General features: G+C 69.1%; 15 protein-coding genes and 2 pseudogenes. 5 read left to right on the top strand and 12 right to left on the bottom strand.

The genetic code is table 11. The features are described from left to right. Positions 1-22 precede the first annotated feature (22 nt). The 3 genes and pseudogenes from ACZ60B_RS23845 to ACZ60B_RS23835 form a co-directional block, all read right to left on the bottom strand. A complete protein-coding gene (locus ACZ60B_RS23845; protein WP_469390207.1) occupies positions 23-325 on the bottom strand; it encodes a hypothetical protein in 303 nt (100 codons plus the stop codon). A gap of 130 nt (positions 326-455) precedes the next feature. Next, positions 456-728, bottom strand: a pseudogene (locus tag ACZ60B_RS23840) (FAD-dependent oxidoreductase); the annotation flags it as partial. Next, entirely contained in the window at positions 725-952 is a 228-nt protein-coding gene (locus ACZ60B_RS23835) for a hypothetical protein (protein WP_469390088.1), read from the bottom strand. The pseudogene ACZ60B_RS23840 and the gene ACZ60B_RS23835, both read right to left, overlap by 4 nt. A gap of 128 nt (positions 953-1,080) precedes the next feature. On the opposite strand from ACZ60B_RS23835, the gene ACZ60B_RS23830 reads away from it, so the two are divergent. Both ACZ60B_RS23830 and ACZ60B_RS23825 read left to right on the top strand, forming a co-directional pair. Beyond that, positions 1,081-1,659 carry a Dps family protein gene (locus tag ACZ60B_RS23830; RefSeq protein WP_469390086.1) on the top strand — a complete coding sequence of 193 codons (579 nt, stop codon included), beginning with the start codon at positions 1,081-1,083 and terminating at the stop codon, positions 1,657-1,659. A 155-nt stretch (positions 1,660-1,814) separates the two neighbouring features. Further along, positions 1,815-2,687: a LysR family transcriptional regulator gene (locus ACZ60B_RS23825; protein WP_469390083.1), complete on the top strand. Its 873-nt coding sequence runs from the start codon at positions 1,815-1,817 to the stop codon at positions 2,685-2,687. Positions 2,688-3,013: 326 nt separating this feature from the next. Here the strand turns inward: ACZ60B_RS23825 and ACZ60B_RS23820 are convergent, their stop codons facing one another. The 6 genes and pseudogenes from ACZ60B_RS23820 to ACZ60B_RS23795 form a co-directional block, all read right to left on the bottom strand. Continuing rightward, complete coding sequence (locus tag ACZ60B_RS23820) at positions 3,014-4,162, bottom strand: DUF4331 family protein (RefSeq protein ID WP_469390081.1); 1,149 nt, start codon at positions 4,160-4,162, stop codon at positions 3,014-3,016. Continuing rightward, positions 4,159-4,356, bottom strand: a complete 198-nt coding sequence (locus tag ACZ60B_RS23815; protein ID WP_469390079.1) for a hypothetical protein — start codon at positions 4,354-4,356, stop codon at positions 4,159-4,161. Before ACZ60B_RS23815 ends, ACZ60B_RS23820 begins: the two co-directional genes overlap by 4 nt. A 140-nt stretch (positions 4,357-4,496) precedes the next feature. Continuing rightward, complete coding sequence (locus tag ACZ60B_RS23810; protein ID WP_469390077.1) at positions 4,497-6,359, bottom strand: glycosyltransferase family 2 protein; 1,863 nt, start codon at positions 6,357-6,359, stop codon at positions 4,497-4,499. A gap of 532 nt (positions 6,360-6,891) precedes the next feature. Then, positions 6,892-7,368 (bottom strand): lipocalin-like domain-containing protein, encoded by a 477-nt coding sequence (locus tag ACZ60B_RS23805; RefSeq protein WP_469390205.1) that lies wholly within the window; start codon positions 7,366-7,368, stop codon positions 6,892-6,894. Beyond that, positions 7,368-7,505 (bottom strand): annotated as a pseudogene (locus ACZ60B_RS23800) (molybdopterin cofactor-binding domain-containing protein); the annotation flags it as partial. The gene ACZ60B_RS23805 and the pseudogene ACZ60B_RS23800, both read right to left, overlap by 1 nt. Continuing rightward, on the bottom strand, positions 7,502-7,690 hold the full coding sequence (locus ACZ60B_RS23795; protein ID WP_469390075.1) for a 2Fe-2S iron-sulfur cluster-binding protein: 189 nt from the start codon (positions 7,688-7,690) through the stop codon (positions 7,502-7,504). The gene ACZ60B_RS23795 and the pseudogene ACZ60B_RS23800, both read right to left, overlap by 4 nt. Before the next feature lie 524 nt (positions 7,691-8,214). Here ACZ60B_RS23795 and ACZ60B_RS23790 point away from each other — a divergent pair. Together ACZ60B_RS23790 and ACZ60B_RS23785 are read left to right on the top strand one after the other, a co-directional pair. After that, positions 8,215-8,814 (top strand): hypothetical protein, encoded by a 600-nt coding sequence (locus tag ACZ60B_RS23790; protein ID WP_469390203.1) that lies wholly within the window; start codon positions 8,215-8,217, stop codon positions 8,812-8,814. 278 nt (positions 8,815-9,092) lie between these two features. Then, the gene (locus ACZ60B_RS23785; RefSeq protein ID WP_469390073.1) at positions 9,093-9,548 is read left to right on the top strand and encodes a MarR family winged helix-turn-helix transcriptional regulator; all 456 of its coding nucleotides are present in this window, start codon (positions 9,093-9,095) and stop codon (positions 9,546-9,548) included. Positions 9,549-9,832: 284 nt separating this feature from the next. On the opposite strand, the gene ACZ60B_RS23780 is transcribed toward ACZ60B_RS23785, so the two are convergent. The 3 genes from ACZ60B_RS23780 to ACZ60B_RS23770 form a co-directional block, all read right to left on the bottom strand. Beyond that, positions 9,833-9,967 (bottom strand): hypothetical protein, encoded by a 135-nt coding sequence (locus ACZ60B_RS23780; protein WP_469390071.1) that lies wholly within the window; start codon positions 9,965-9,967, stop codon positions 9,833-9,835. Positions 9,968-10,179: 212 nt separating this feature from the next. Further along, positions 10,180-10,377 carry a hypothetical protein gene (locus ACZ60B_RS23775; protein ID WP_375982038.1) on the bottom strand — a complete coding sequence of 66 codons (198 nt, stop codon included), beginning with the start codon at positions 10,375-10,377 and terminating at the stop codon, positions 10,180-10,182. 655 nt (positions 10,378-11,032) lie between these two features. Continuing rightward, positions 11,033-12,013 carry a D-cysteine desulfhydrase family protein gene (locus ACZ60B_RS23770; RefSeq protein WP_469390069.1) on the bottom strand — a complete coding sequence of 327 codons (981 nt, stop codon included), beginning with the start codon at positions 12,011-12,013 and terminating at the stop codon, positions 11,033-11,035. A 761-nt stretch (positions 12,014-12,774) separates the two neighbouring features. On the opposite strand from ACZ60B_RS23770, the gene ACZ60B_RS23765 reads away from it, so the two are divergent. Continuing rightward, on the top strand, positions 12,775-14,097 hold the full coding sequence (locus ACZ60B_RS23765) for an epoxide hydrolase family protein (RefSeq protein ID WP_469390066.1): 1,323 nt from the start codon (positions 12,775-12,777) through the stop codon (positions 14,095-14,097). Positions 14,098-14,230: the final 133 nt, after the last annotated feature.

Here is a 14,230-nt window from a genome sequence, read left to right as displayed (position 1 = left end):
GCCCGCATGGTCGAGGCGCGGCTCAGCGGAGGGCTCCCAGGGTCGCCTCGACGGTCCGGTGGAAGGTGGGATAGGTGTAGATCATGTTCCGAAGCCGGTCGACGGGCACCTCGGCATGGACGGCCACGTTCAGCCCGTACAGCACCTCGCCGCCCATCGGCCCCGCCGAGGTCCCCCCGATCAGCACGCCCCGGTCGGCGTCCTCGACGAGCTTGATGAACCCCTCGTCGCCCGGCCCGTGGATCCAGCCGCGCGTGGAGGAGGCGACGGTCACCACGCCGGTGCGCACGCGCAGCCCTTGCTCTCGCGCCTGTCGCTCCGTCAGGCCGACGGCCCCGATCTCCGGATCGGTGAACGTGACGCGAGGCAGCGCCCGGTAGTCGGCGGCGGGTCCGGGCTCTGCCCGTGAGGACGGTGACGCCGTCCGCGCGCAGCACCTGAGCGGCCAGTTCCCCTGCTTCCGGTTCCTCCTGCGACAGCAGTCGGGCCTGCCCCTCGACCACGGTGACCGCGCACTTGAAGCGGGCGAAGACCTGGGCGAGTTCGACGCCGGTGGCGCCCCCGCCGAGCACCACCATGGACGCCGGTAGTTCCTCGGCGGCCATGGCGTCCCGGTTGGTCCAGTACGGCATTCCCTCCAGACCCGGCACCGGGGGGATCCGGGGCCGGGTGCCGGTGGCCAGCACGACACCGCGCCGGGCCTCGAAGGTGCGGTCGCCGACCGTCACACGGCGCGGCCCGGCGAGGCGCCCCGTCCCCGGACGAGCCGCCCGCCTTTCGCCGTGAAGCGGTCTGCGGCCACCTTGTCGTTCCAGTCGTCGGTGGCCTCGTCACGGATCCGTCCGGCGACCCTGGCCCAGTCCGGAGTCACGACCGCTTCACCGGCCAGGGCGGGCGCCCGCCCCGCCTCGGCGAGCAGGTTCCCGGCCCGGATCATCATCTTGCTGGGCACGCACCCCCGTACGGACCGGCGAAGTGCGCTGGTGGGCGCCACCGCATGCGCTACCGGACAAGGCACCCCCCGACCGGGCACCTAGCGTCATCGGGGTACACACAGCACGGCACCGCAGGAGGCGGACCATGACCACCGAATTGCCAACCTCGCACAGCAGCCAGCCCCGGTTGCACCAGAAGGGCGAAGTGATCCAGAAGTTCGGGACCGTCAAGCAGTTCCCCATCGCCCTCACCCACGATGCGCGGATGTACTCCTGCCAGCGCCTGAACCAGGTCCTCGCGGACACGCAGATCCTCTACGGCCTCTACAAGAAGCATCACTGGCTGATGCGCGGTGCGACCTTCTACCAGCTGCATCTGGTCCTGGACAAGCACGCGAGCGAACAGCTCGACATCATCGACACCCTCGCCGAACGCGTCCAGTCCCTGGGCGGCGTCGCGGTGGGAGACCCGCGGCACGTCGCCGAAATCACCTCGATCCCGCGTCCCCCGGACGGCGTGGAGGAGGTGCCGGCCATGCTTTCCCGGCTGCTGGAGGCCCACGAGACGATCCTCGTCGACGCCCATGACGCGACCGCCCGGACCGCCGAGTTCGGGGATGACGGCACCATCGACCTGCTGGTCTCCCAGGTGATCCGGACCGGCGAACGGCAGGCGTGGTTCCTGGCCGAGCACCTGGTCGACACGCCGCTGGTCCGCGCCTGAGGAAGGCCGCGGCCCCGGTCCGTCCTGCGTGACCCGGGCACCTGCCGGGGCACGAACCGGCGCACACGCAGGACGCCCCATCGCCCGCATACGATGCAGCCAGGATCGAGACCCGTCGCCTTCGCGCCGGACGGAGCACTGCTTGCAGGGAGCGGATGATGGATCTGCGGCAGATGGAGGTCGTCGTCGCGGTGGCGGACACGGGCGGCTTCACTGCGGCGGCACGACGGCTGCACGTGGTCCAGTCCGCCGTGTCCGGCACGGTCCGCGCCCTCGAACGCGAACTGGGCACGCCCTTGTTCGACCGCACCACGCACCGCGTCGCCCTCACTCCGGCCGGCGAGGCGTTCGTCCCCGCCGCGCGCGCGACGCTCCGCGCCGCCGAACTGGCCCGGGAGGCCGTCGATGCCGTACGAGGGCAGCTGCGCGGGCGGGTGACGGTCGGCACGATGCAGGGGGTGTGGGCGGGACTCCACCACGCCTTGGCCGCGCTGCGTGCGGAGCATCCCGGCGTGGTCGTGCACCTGCGACAGGCGGCCGTCGCCGACATCCGGCAGGCGCTGCGTGAGGGCACGGTGGATCTGGCCGTGGTGGCGCTCGACCGCCAACAGCAGCGCGGGCTCACGACCCGGCTGCTCTCCCGCGAGGACATGGTGCTGCTGGCGGCGCCCCGGCGGGTGCTCGCCGGAGCGACACCGAACGGCGAGGTCCGGCTCGCCGACATCGCCCGGTTGCCGCTGGTGGACTTCACACCCGGCTGGGCCATCCGCTACGCGGTCGACCGGGCCTTCCGGGCCGCAGGCGTCGACCACGGCACGACGTTCGAGGTGAACGACATCGGCGCGGCAGCCGAACTGGTCCGCAACGACCTGGGCGTCTGCATCATGCCCAAGTCCATCGCGGACCGCTTCCCCGATCTGCCCCAGTACCGGTTCGACCGGCACGCCCCGAATTGGAAGATCATGGTGGTACGACCTCCCGGCGAGGCACCGCCGGCGGTCGCCGCGCTGCTGCAGCACATCACCTGACGGCAACTCATCGCGACCGGCGAGCACCACAACCCGCCGTTCGTGCCCTCCTCGCCGAACACGGTGCTCGGCTGCATGGCCGCGAAGGCAGAGAAGCTGATAGACCCACCGGGGTCGAGTCACCCCCGCGGGCGCCGGGGCGACTGGACAGCTTGGGTGTCGGCGAGGGTGAGGTCGGAGCTGCCTCCCCTGGCGCGGGGACGACGTGCAGGCCCGCTGCGTCCATTTGGCGCGGCCTGAGCTACCCCCGCGTCGATCCCGACGGCCGGCGCACCTGAACCCGACGAAGTCCTGCCGTCGATGCCCGTTCGGGCACCGTCGGTTGGTCAGGTGGCGGGTGCGAGGTAGGGGAAGAACGGCGTCGGCGGGGCATCGACGGCGTCCTTGCCCAGATCGATGCCCAGTGCGCTGTTGGTGGCGAGGGAGAACATGACCTCGCCGGCGTTGTCGTTGAGCGCCCGGCCGTTGAACCCCGCGAAACCGAACACCGCAGGGGTACCGATGGTGTAGGGAAGGATGTTCGGAAGAATGCGTCCGGCGACCGCTCGGCCGTAGGCACGCGGATCGGAAGTGGTGCCCCGCGCACCGACCACCGCGGCAACCCGATCGGTGATCTCCTGGGTGAACGCGGCGACGTCGTTCGCCGGGGCCGTCCGGTTCAAGCGCTCGGCGAGTTCGTCGTCGAACTGCACGAAGATCGGAGAGAGCATCGGAAGCCCGCACCTGTTGATGCGGAGCCAGCCGCCGGCGTCGGTGGCCAGCGTGGTGACCCCCCACACGCCGATCTCCTCACCACGCGTGAAGGGCAGCAGATCGGCGTCCGGTACCTCCAGGACGATCGATCGCACCTTCAGTCCCGAGAAGAGGCTCCTCACCGGTGAACCGTCCGGGGCGGGTACGTCGACGTCCGTGCCGTGCCGGAAGGCTCGGCCGACCGCCTGCACCACGCCAGGGTTCATCCAGAACGGGTCGCCGACGCGGCCGGTCCACACCCGCAGGTTCCCGTCGGTACCAAGAGCGTGCCCCGTCGTGCCTGTGAGCAGCACCGCGCCGTCCGCCGCGTCGTCGGCCGCGTCCGCGCCGACGAGCCTGCGCAGCTTCAGCGTTTGCGCCCCGTCCGTGTCAGGCGCCGCAAAACTGAAGCGGTAAGCCAGGTCCTCGACGGCGTCACCGGTACTGTCGATCTTGAACTCGTATCGCGCTTCGGGATGGAAGCCGCTCTGCGTCTCCCGGCCCGCGGCATCGGAGGACACGTTCATCACGAAGACCGTGCCGTGTTCGCCTCGGAACACGTACGTGTCGGAGATGTTCAGCCGGGCGTCGGCCCGGGCCGCGGGGGAATCAAGGTGATGGGACATGGCAGTGACTCCAGACGCTCTGTGACGACGGCCTGTTGAACTTGAACGCGTGATGTCGGTCGGCTCGTGGTGTCGTGACGATCGGAGACCGCTGGACGCTCGCCGGGTCGGGGTCAAGGGCGGGGCCGCAGCCGGTGTCGCGCGGCGGACAGTGTCACCTCGATGTCGTCGCTCCATGAGCAGGCTTCCAGCCACGCCAGGTAGCCACTCCGCGTGAAGACCAGGACCTCACCGGGGCCCTCGCCGGCCTCCATGACCCTCTGCGCTTCGGGCGCCACGACGCTGCCGGGGCCGACGGGCGCGGGCTCCACCTCGCTGGTGTCGAGTTCGAAGCAGGCAGTACCGCACCCGCATGTGCGGCGCGCTCGCACGCTGAGGCACGCCCCCGACGTTCCCGGCAGGGGTGCGGCATTCGGCCGGAGCCGGGCCCTTTGCAGGCGGTGCCGGCCGTTCAGGCGGTACCGGGCCGTTCGCCTTCCGTGGTCCGAGCGGTGGACGTGCCGTAGTCCACGTCCCACACCCAGACTCCGCCGACCTGCGTGCCGTCCCGGCCCAGGAGCTGTTTCAGGGTCTCGTAGAGAGGCGGAGCGTTGAACCCGGGCGCGAGCACGACGACCCCCGCCTTCCAGTACGTCAGGTCCTCCTCGGCTTCGGCCTTCTGCTGCGGGCCGATCTCCGGGACTTCCCCGCTCGTGTACACGGACCCGAGCAGCCGGTAGGTGGGGCGGGGGTCCGGATTGTAACCACCGGTGTGTTCGGGGCCGTTGGGCGCCATGAAGTAACCGCCCGGCATGGTGAAGGCCATCCGGGTCGCGGACTGCCAGTGCTGCGACTCGGTGGTGTAGGCGTGGGCGAGCGGTACGGGCACGAGGGTCTGGCCCTCGCCGACGTACTGGCGCCATGTCCCGTGGGCGATGAAGTCGGGCACGGGCGGCCGGACGTTCGTGGGGAACGGGGTGGGCACGATCGGCAGCAGGGCCGCGGCGACGGCGGCGAGCCCCCACGTCTTCAGCCGGAGATCGGACGTGGCCGCGAGGCGGTCCACCGCCAGCGCCACGAGCACACCCAGCACGGGTCCGCAGACCATGCCGAACCGGCTCTCGATGACCGACCCGAACAAGGGCAGCTCGGCGATCGGCCGCCACGGTCCGGACACGACGACGCCGGTGCCGGGGATCTCGATGCGTGACCCCATGGAGAGCACTGCCCCACCGATCGCGGTGCACACCAGTGCCTTCACCAGCGGCCGCCGCCACAGGCGGACGGCGATCGCGAGGGCGAGCGCGGCGAGCGGCCAGCCGTAGAAGGCGTTCTGTTCGAGGCGGTTCACGGCGAACCGGTCCGCGATCGCCTGGTCGCCGGCCAGCGCTCGTCCGGAGAACTGCAGGAAGGAGAGCGGGCTGTTGACGACGGGGCCGTGCGGCACGTCCGTGTAGCTGCCCGGTCCGAAGAACTGGAAGTACAAGGGCCCTGCGACCAGCGGCAGGGACACGGCGAGCGCGATCGGCAGACCCTTGCGAAGGGACTTCGCGGCGTCCCGCACGCGACCGCGGTCCGCGAGGGCGTACGCGATGGCGAACAGCAGCATCCCCACCGCGGCGATCAGCAGCACCTCCTCGCCGATGCAGATCTGATAGACGGTGAACAGACCGAGCAACGCTCCGTCCCGTACGACCCGGTCGCCCCGGCACAGACGGAGCACCCGGTCGACGATCAGCGGGATCATGAAGAGCGCCGTGAAGTTGAGGTGGGCGTTGCCGTGACTGATCACCGGCGGGGCGAAGGCGGCGACTGCCGCGCCGACCGCGGCCGCGGGACGGCTGCGCACCGACCACCGGCGCAGCACCCAGTACCACGCGATGCCCGTCGCCGCGAGGCCGTAAGTCAGCAGGAGCGCGTAGGTCGCGGTCGGCCCGAACGCCAGCGTGATCGGTGTGAGCGGCACGGTCAGGCCGAGCATGACGGTGTTGGCCATCAGGTTCACCCCGTCGGGGAACCCCTGGACGGTGGTGAAGAACGGGTTGTGGAGGTGCGCGACGTTCTCGGCGGCCATCGCGATGAACCACTCGGCCTGGTTCTGGTCCCCTCCCGAGTCGGTCAGGTACTGGTGGGCCAGGTCGGCCCACAGGTTCATGTAGAGGAGTTGGGCGGCGAGGAGGAAAAACGCGACGACGGTGATGTCGAAGGGCCGGACGGCACGGGCGATCGGCCCGGCGATGCGTCGGAGCCGGCCCGGTGGTCGTGGCCCGGCGGTGGTGGCGGGTTCGGCGGTCACCACGGAGGTCCGGTCCGGCTGTTGTTCAACGGTGGTCATCGGCTCCTGCTCCGAGTCAGTTCGCCCCGTCATAGGCGTTTTAGTCCCCCACGTCCGGCGTCGGACACCCTAGGCGGCGACCGGCGACGGATTGGCGAAGCGCGCCGTGGCGGTCACATCGTGTGCGCAGCCCGGCCACGCCGTGTCCGACGCCGCACCGGCTGAAGACCGGCGGACCGCTCAGCTCCGAGCAGCCCATGGCCGGCGGGCGCACGAGGCGGGTCTACAAGGCAACGGATGCAGGGAGGCGGGCGATGGAGGAGGACCGGCAGGCGTTGCGGGAGCCGGCCCGCAAAGCCCTCGGCGACGACGCCCCGTGGGGGGCTGTCACCGACAGGCACCGGCCGGCCTGCAACGGTCTCAAGATCCTCAACCGGCTGCGGGAGCGTGGATACGAACCCGGCCACCTTGCGCGGCACGAGAGGCGACCGGCGCGCCACGGGCTCGGATTCGGCATGGCGGCAACGGACCTGGTCCGGAGGACCGCCCGTCACCTGCCGGGCCGGGAGTCGGGCGCCGGCTTCTCGCCGGGTCAGTGCGGCTCGGCGCGCTCCCAGGTCAGCACGCCCGTGCGCGGTCTGCCCTGGACGCTCAGGGGCTCGGGTGGCTCCAGTTCGAGCGTGCTCCCGTCCAGTCGCGCCACCCTGGTCTGCCCGTCGCCCATCCAGTTCGGGTACAGGCACAGGGTGACCTCGTGTACGACGCTGTTGCCGTCCGGGACCCGGAAGGTGCCGGTGCGGGCCAGGTAGTGGCGGACCGCTTCGGCCGGCTCCTGCTCAGTTCCGTACTCCTGCCGCCCCTCCGCGAACAGCGGCCGGTCCGGGGGCGTGATCTGGGCGGGCATGTACTCGTCGGCGGTGTACATGATGAGGCCGAGCGGGTGTTCACCGTAGGGCCGCACCACCTCCCCGTCGTCCACGGCGGTGGCCTCGTAGGAGACAGGACGCCGTGGCCGTCGCGCGCAGCGCCGAGCCGTATCCGTTGCCGGCCCTTGGGCCGGTGGCCGCAGGCGGTGAACATCTGCGGCCGGGTCAGGGTGAGTTGGACCGGGCGTCCGGTCACCCGGGCGGTCGGCACCGCCAGGACGACGTGCGACCACACCCGCAGACCGGCTCCGAATCCTCCTCCGGCGAAGGGCGCCGTCACATGGACGGGCTCCTCGGGGATATCGCGGCGACGGTGTTCTCGTATGCCCCGCAGCGGCAGATGTCTCCGCTCATGTACTCACGGATCTCCTCGGGCGTTCCGGTCCGGCCCTCGGCCATGTCGTTGACCCGCAGTGTGAACTCCGCCTGGGGAACGGCCCGTGTTCCGCCAGGCTTTGCCCGCATCGTCATGGCACCTCGGTTTCCGGCGCCCCCCGCCTGTCCACGGGTCTCGGCACACCGCCCACCGGCGGTGGGACGCGCTCCCCCGCCCCTGTGCGCGACCACGGCATTCGGTGACCAGCTGTTTCTCGTTCCACCGTACGAGTCCCGACAGCACACCGCATCGGCATGTCAAGGGGGCCCGGTAACCGCCCGCTTGCCGGCGCGTCCGCAGTCGGGGTGACGGAGAGCGTCGCGGGGGGACGCGGTGACGGGAACGATCCAGGTGTGAGTACTGCACGTGTGCACGGCCCGTCGGATGAGAGAGGTGACCGCACGCTCACCACGGACCGTATCCGGTCCCGACTCCTCACACTTCCTGCCGCGGGAAAGAGAACCGAGACTGGAACATGGCTCCCGAGCACCTGCGAGCACCTCGCCGGTCGGCGTCGTCACATGCCCAGGCTACTGTCCAGTAGGGGCCACGCGCCTCATACATAGGTCTGGGTAGCATGCGCAGCGTCATTGATGAGAAGGAGCGAACGGTTGTGACCAGCCAATCAGCCCCCTCGCTCCGATCGCGGTACGTGGAACAAGCCGCGTCGGATCTTGAGGCAAATCGCCGTCGGCAACATGAACTGACCCAGAAGATCACGGTGTTGAAGCAGGAGGAAGCACTCCTGGTCGACATCCTGACCCTCGCCGAACGCTACGAGGGCTTGGCGGACGCGTCGCCGCCGCCTGAGCAGACGCAGAGCGGGCCCGTACTCGGGCATGGAACACAAACACGTGAAAACACGTCTCCTGTGTCGACAGGAACATCACGCCGGACGCCCTCGCAGGCGACCCGACGCACGAGCACGACGCAGTCCGGCGCGAAGGGGAAGTCGCGCCGGCCTCTGCTCGGAGACGTCCTGATGGATCTGCTCGGGGCCCACACGGAACCTCGTCCGGCGAAGGAGCTGCGGGACGAGATCCTGGAGAAGTACCCGGACCGTGCGCCGACACCTCAGGTCGTGCGGAACACCATCGAGTCCCTGGTCGCCAAGGGCCGCGTTCAGCGTCACAAGCAGCAGCGATCGGTGAGGTACACCCTCGTCCAGCCCGCGGAGCCAAACGCCTCCAGCACGGGGGAGGAAGCCGACTGACCGGACATGGTCGATCTTTGTGCGCGACGAAGAGGTGCCCCGTCGGGCGGACCGGGCGGGGCACGTCGGATTCGGGTGACCACACACTCCGTACGAATGTTTTGGTTTGCAACGCAATTACAAGTCGGCGTATCGCCTTTCGTGGCTGTCGCACGGCTCGATCTCGTCCCGATCTGCGGCGAACTGCTCCCAACCGTCATTTTCGTGTTCCGGGCGCGAACCGGAGAGCAGCGAACAGGCCTCGTCCGTATCCGTGTTGAGCCACTTACACTGTGGCCATGGCAGACGTGACGCATATCAAGCCTCTGAATCGTGACGAGGAGGCCTTCCTGCGAGCACTCGGCAGAGTGATGACTCTTCTGCCGCGCCTGATCGACGCGGACATGCTCGACGAACATCCGATTTCCGGCACCGAGTACATGGTTTTGGTGCACCTCTCCGAGGTGACGCGCAACCGGATGCGGATGAGTGAACTCGCCAACCTGTGCGGGCTCTCATTGAGCGGGATGACCCGAGTTGTCAACCGGCTCGAGTCGCAGTCGCTGGTCCTGCGGGAGAAGGCGCCCGACGACAGACGTGCGTGGCTCGCCGTCCTGACGGACGCCGGGCTGACGCAGCTGGAGCAGGCTTGGCCCACCAACCTCGCGAGCATGCGGCGCCACGTCTTTTCGCGTCTGGACGGCTGTGACGTCGGCGCAGCCGTGGAAGTGCTGGAGCGCATAGCGCCACAGTGATGTCCTGCGGCGGCGCCCCTGCCGTGAGGCGCACCGTGCCGACGCGCGCCCCTCGCTCTGACACGGGGGTCCGGACGCGAAACGGTGCACACCGTGCGCGGATGCAGCATGGTCGCGGCCTCCTGGGCGGCTCGGGGCGCCTTCGTCGCCGCCTCTGCCGCCGCCTTGGCCGCTCGTCGGCCGGCCCGCCGGGCAAGCATGCGTATCCCGGCTACCGGCTCCGGCGGAAAGACCCCGAGCTGATCAAGCATCGTGACGTCGTCACGCACCGCCCCCGTGCCGGATCACCTTGCCGTCCCGCAGGTCGAGCACAGGATCTGCCCGAAGTCGATCTCCCGCCCGGCAGGCGGCACGACCTGGTCCACGGCGCCTTCCTCGAACAGCACGAACGCGCCGCTGCCCTTGCAGATGACGGTCACGCCCTCCTGCGGACCGGGATAATCGACGGGGCGAGGTTATGTGTGCCGGCAAACAGCACATACGACCAGCCGTTACACGGTCCGCGTCACATCCGCAATGTTGACGCGTCGAGGGAGTCGTTGAGCCTCGTGCACCCACTGCTTTGCTGGATTGCCAGGCACAGCTCCGCGTGTCCGGTCTCACCCATGGTCACGCACCTGCGCTCGGGGACTCATAGGCCCAGGTCGAGCGCGAGGCACGAGAAGTGGTTCCACGAGCCTTCGGGGTTGTAGGCGTTGGCGGCCCCACCGTTCGGCCCGGCCGTCTCTTCCTCGACCATCTGGTGAAACTGGATGCGCTCCGGCAGCTTGCCGAATCGCGCATGCCGTACCGCCGCCGCTGCCGCGTCCGACTCAGGGTGAGTGTCCACGGTGACTTCCTTCCGCCGTAGCGAACCGGCCCGTCCGGCGCCGGCAGCCCCACATTGCATCACCCGAGCGTCACCAGTCAAGGGGGTTACGGAGATGTGCCGATCACACATCTCTGAGTAAGGTGGGCTTCGGCTCCCCGCTCGGAGGATCCACATCACGACCGGACAGGGCCCCTCACCACCTGCGCTCACGCGAGCAGGACCAAAGTCGTTACAGAAAACATGACTCCTTTCAGGCTCCTGCACGTGTGAAAACCAAGCGCCTCAGTTACATGCCGCCTCAAAGCACATGTCTCAGGCCCGCATACCCGCAGAGACGACACAACCCCTTCCCGCGGCGCGCGCCATGGCGCTGGGCGCCACGCTGCCCGCTGCGGGGGTGGTCCCGGCCGCGGCCGGGACCACCCCCAGCGCCAGGCATCAACCTGCACTTCGCAGAACGGGCTTGTCCGGCCGGCGGGTTCACGTCTGTGGCATGCGGCACTCGGACGTACGGCAGGCGTCGCACGACACGAGAAGGGGGAGCTGCGCGTCTGCGCAGGGATCGTCGGACGAAGCCGTCACGAACGGCGCTGCCGGAGACGATCGGGTGCGCGTTCGGCGGACAGGCCGGCCCGTCCGGCCCGCCCACCCAGCACACCGACACTCCTCAAGATCAACTGGAGGGGAACGAACGGAGCGCGGCCACGCTGCGCCGAACCGTCTGCGTGTGCCCGAAGAGCCCGGGAAGCCCGCCGGTGTGAAGGAACACGGTGCGCTGGTCCGGCCGGATCTCGCCGTCACGCACGGCGGCCATCAGGCCCGCCATGGCCCGCCCGCTGTAAGTGGGATCCAGGACGATGCCCTCCGCTCGCGCAGTCGCGTTCAGAGCTTCCATGACGGGCTCGTGCAGCACTCCGTAGCCAGGGCCGACCTGGTCGAGGCGGACGCGCAGCGACGAGGCCGTGACGCTGCGGCCGGTGACCTCGGCGGCCAGCGCGGCGACCACCTCGGCCGGTTCCGCCACAGCCCCGCAGTCGACGCCGAGCACACGTTCCTCGCCGAGGGCGCCGACGAGCCCGGCCATGGTGCCGCCGGAGCCGAGCGCCACGACCACGTGGTCCACTTCGGGCAGTTGCGAACGGATCTCGTCGCCGCCTTCGACATACCCTCGCGCACCCAGGGGGCTCGACCCGCCGAAGGGAATCGCGTAGGGGCGCGCACCGCTCCCGCGAAGCTGCTCGCACACGTCCGATGCGACAGCGCCCATGGCACTGGGGTCCGTCTCGCCGGACCAGTGGACGGTGGCCCCGAAAAGGCTGTCGAGCACGAGGTTTCCGGAGCCGGCCGCCGCGCTGTCGGGCGTCCCGGGGAACACCAGGACCACGTTCATCCCCAGGCGCGCGCCGGCGGCCGCGGTCAGACGGGCATGATTGCTCTGCGCCGCACCGGTCGTGACCAGCGTGTCCGCTCCGGCGGCGAGGGCCTGCCCCACCGTCCATTCCAGCTTCCGTACCTTGTTTCCCCCACCGCCGAGACCGGTCAGATCGTCCCGCTTGACCCAGAGTTCACCACCGTTCAGGCCGAGCGCTGCCGCCAGGCGAGGCATGGGTTCCATCGGTGTCGGCCATGTGGAAAGGGAGGCCTTGGCGCTCATGAATTCTCCAACGAAGGTACTCGTCCGCAATACGACACAAGAGACACGGGAAGGGAGGGACGTGCTGGACGACAGGCGCACCGCCCGGGTACCACAGGGACGTGTCTTCCTCGGGGAGGAACGTACCGTGCTACTGCGGGACGAGCACGGCCGTCACTCTACTTCCCGGCCCGGGGCGGCCGACGTACGTCCACACGACGATGGCTGCGATCGCGCACCTCATCATGCTGCTGCTCAGCGAACCGTCAGGATCCGAGCGCGGGATACAGATGAACACTTGTGCGACCGGCGGGCGGCACACACCCGCCGACCGCGGAGGCGGCGCGATTCACCTTCGGGCCGGGTCACACCTTCATATGTGTCGTGCCGACCGGCCTGAGGTGTGAACCTCGGAGTCGGCCTGCCACATGCCGCAGACGTCGGGGTCCGCTCGTCGTCACGGAGGTCGTCGTCGTCCACCGGCGCCCGCACCCTCGGTGCCGTGTCGACCCTCGTCCGAGTTGCGTCCTCACACAGGGCAAGTTAGCGTTACGGACAGTAATAAGCCAGTCGGGTCGCGTGAGCGCCTCGATGTCACGCGACTACACGCTCGAAGCCGAGCTCGAGTCGGTTCACCTGCCATGCAGCGACTCGGTGTGCGCAGAATTCAGTTCGCGCCAATGAGTGGAAAGCTCGCCGATGAGGAGGGAACTCGTCGAGCAGGCGTTTTCTCCGCGCACTCCGCGTCTCCGGATCAAGGCTTGAATGCAGGGAGATCTGTGATGCCTGAATTTCTCCGCCCGTACTCCCGCAGAAATTTCCTCGCCGCATCGGCCACCACTTTGACCGTGGCGGCGACCGGGACTCTCGGACCGCGTTTCTGGGAATATGCAGGCAAGCCGGTCTCGGCGAGTGAGCGGCAGAGCATCCGTCCCTTCCGCGTCAACATCCCACAGCAGGATCTGACAGATCTGCGCCGCCGGATCATGGCGACGCGCTGGCCCGACCGAGAAACGGTCCAGGACAGCTCCCAAGGCGTCCAGCTCGCCAGGATGAAGGAACTCGCCCAGTACTGGGGCACGAAGTACAACTGGCGGAACATCGAGGAGGCGCTCAACGCCCTGCCGCAGTACCTGACCGAGATCGACGGCCTGGACATACATTTCATCCACGTTCCCTCCCGCCACCCGAACGCCCTGCCGATCATCCTGACCCACGGCTGGCCCGGCTCCGTCCTGGAGTTCCTGAAGGTCATCGGGCCGCTCAGCGACCCCACGGCCCACGGAGGCCGCGCCGAGGACGCCTTCCACCTCGTCATCCCGTCGATGCCCGGCTACGGATTCTCGGAGCGGCCGACGACCACCGGATGGAACCCGGACCGCATCGCCCGGGCCTGGGCCGTGCTGATGGACCGCCTGGGGTACAAGCACTACGTCTCCCAGGGCGGCGACTGGGGTGCCGTGATATCGGACAAGATGGCCGTACAGCGGCCTCCGGGACTTCTCGGGATCCACGTCAACTTCCCGGCCACCGTGCCTCCGGACATCGCGGAGAAACTCGCCTGCGGCGACCCGGTACCGGCCGGTCTCGGTCCCGACGAAAAGGCGGCCTACAACAAGCTCGCCGATTTCTACAAGACCGGATCCGGCTACTCGGCCATGATGGTCACCCGCCCTCAGACCGAGGGGTACGGACTGACGGACTCGCCCGCCGGACTGGCCGCCTGGATGTACGACAAATTCGCGGCATGGACGTACAGTGGCGGCCATCCCGAGCGTGTGCTCACCAAGGACGAGATGCTCGACGACATCACCCTCTACTGGGTGACGAACACAGCGGTCTCCTCGTCTCGGCTCTACTGGGAGAACAACGCCAACAACTTCAACGCCGTCTCGGTGTCCCTCCCGGCCGCCATCACGGTGTTCCCCGGCGAAATCTACCAGGCCCCGCGCAGTTGGGCGTCACGCGCCTACCACGACCTCTTCTACTTCCACAAGGCACGCAGCGGCGGCCACTTCGCGGCCTGGGAAGCCCCGGACATCTTCACGGACGAACTCCGCGCCGCGTTCTCGTCACTGCGCAAGCAGCAGCGCGCAGGAAAGTAGCTGCCGCCGAACGGCGAGGCCCGTGACACCCGTCGGTGCGTCGTCGGCCGACGGGTGTCGTCGCCCTGCCCCGGCGGACCGAGGTCGCTCGGCCGGCCCGTCCCGGCTTCAACACCTGGGTTCGATCTGCGGC

This window comes from Streptomyces sp. NPDC104096 (assembly GCF_055584385.1).
Note: the sequence above shows the minus strand (reverse complement) of the source record. Positions and strands in the feature narration are given on the sequence as shown.

Coding starts and splice junctions, on each gene's coding strand:
- ACZ60B_RS23830 (WP_469390086.1), top strand. CDS start 1,081: ATGACCACCGAATTGCCAACCTCGCACAGCAGCCAGCCCCGGTTGCAC.
- ACZ60B_RS23825 (WP_469390083.1), top strand. CDS start 1,815: ATGATGGATCTGCGGCAGATGGAGGTCGTCGTCGCGGTGGCGGACACG.
- ACZ60B_RS23810 (WP_469390077.1), bottom strand. CDS start 6,359: ATGACCACCGTTGAACAACAGCCGGACCGGACCTCCGTGGTGACCGCC.
- ACZ60B_RS23795 (WP_469390075.1), bottom strand. CDS start 7,690: ATGCGGGCAAAGCCTGGCGGAACACGGGCCGTTCCCCAGGCGGAGTTC.
- ACZ60B_RS23785 (WP_469390073.1), top strand. CDS start 9,093: ATGGCAGACGTGACGCATATCAAGCCTCTGAATCGTGACGAGGAGGCC.
- ACZ60B_RS23770 (WP_469390069.1), bottom strand. CDS start 12,013: ATGAGCGCCAAGGCCTCCCTTTCCACATGGCCGACACCGATGGAACCC.
- ACZ60B_RS23765 (WP_469390066.1), top strand. CDS start 12,775: ATGCCTGAATTTCTCCGCCCGTACTCCCGCAGAAATTTCCTCGCCGCA.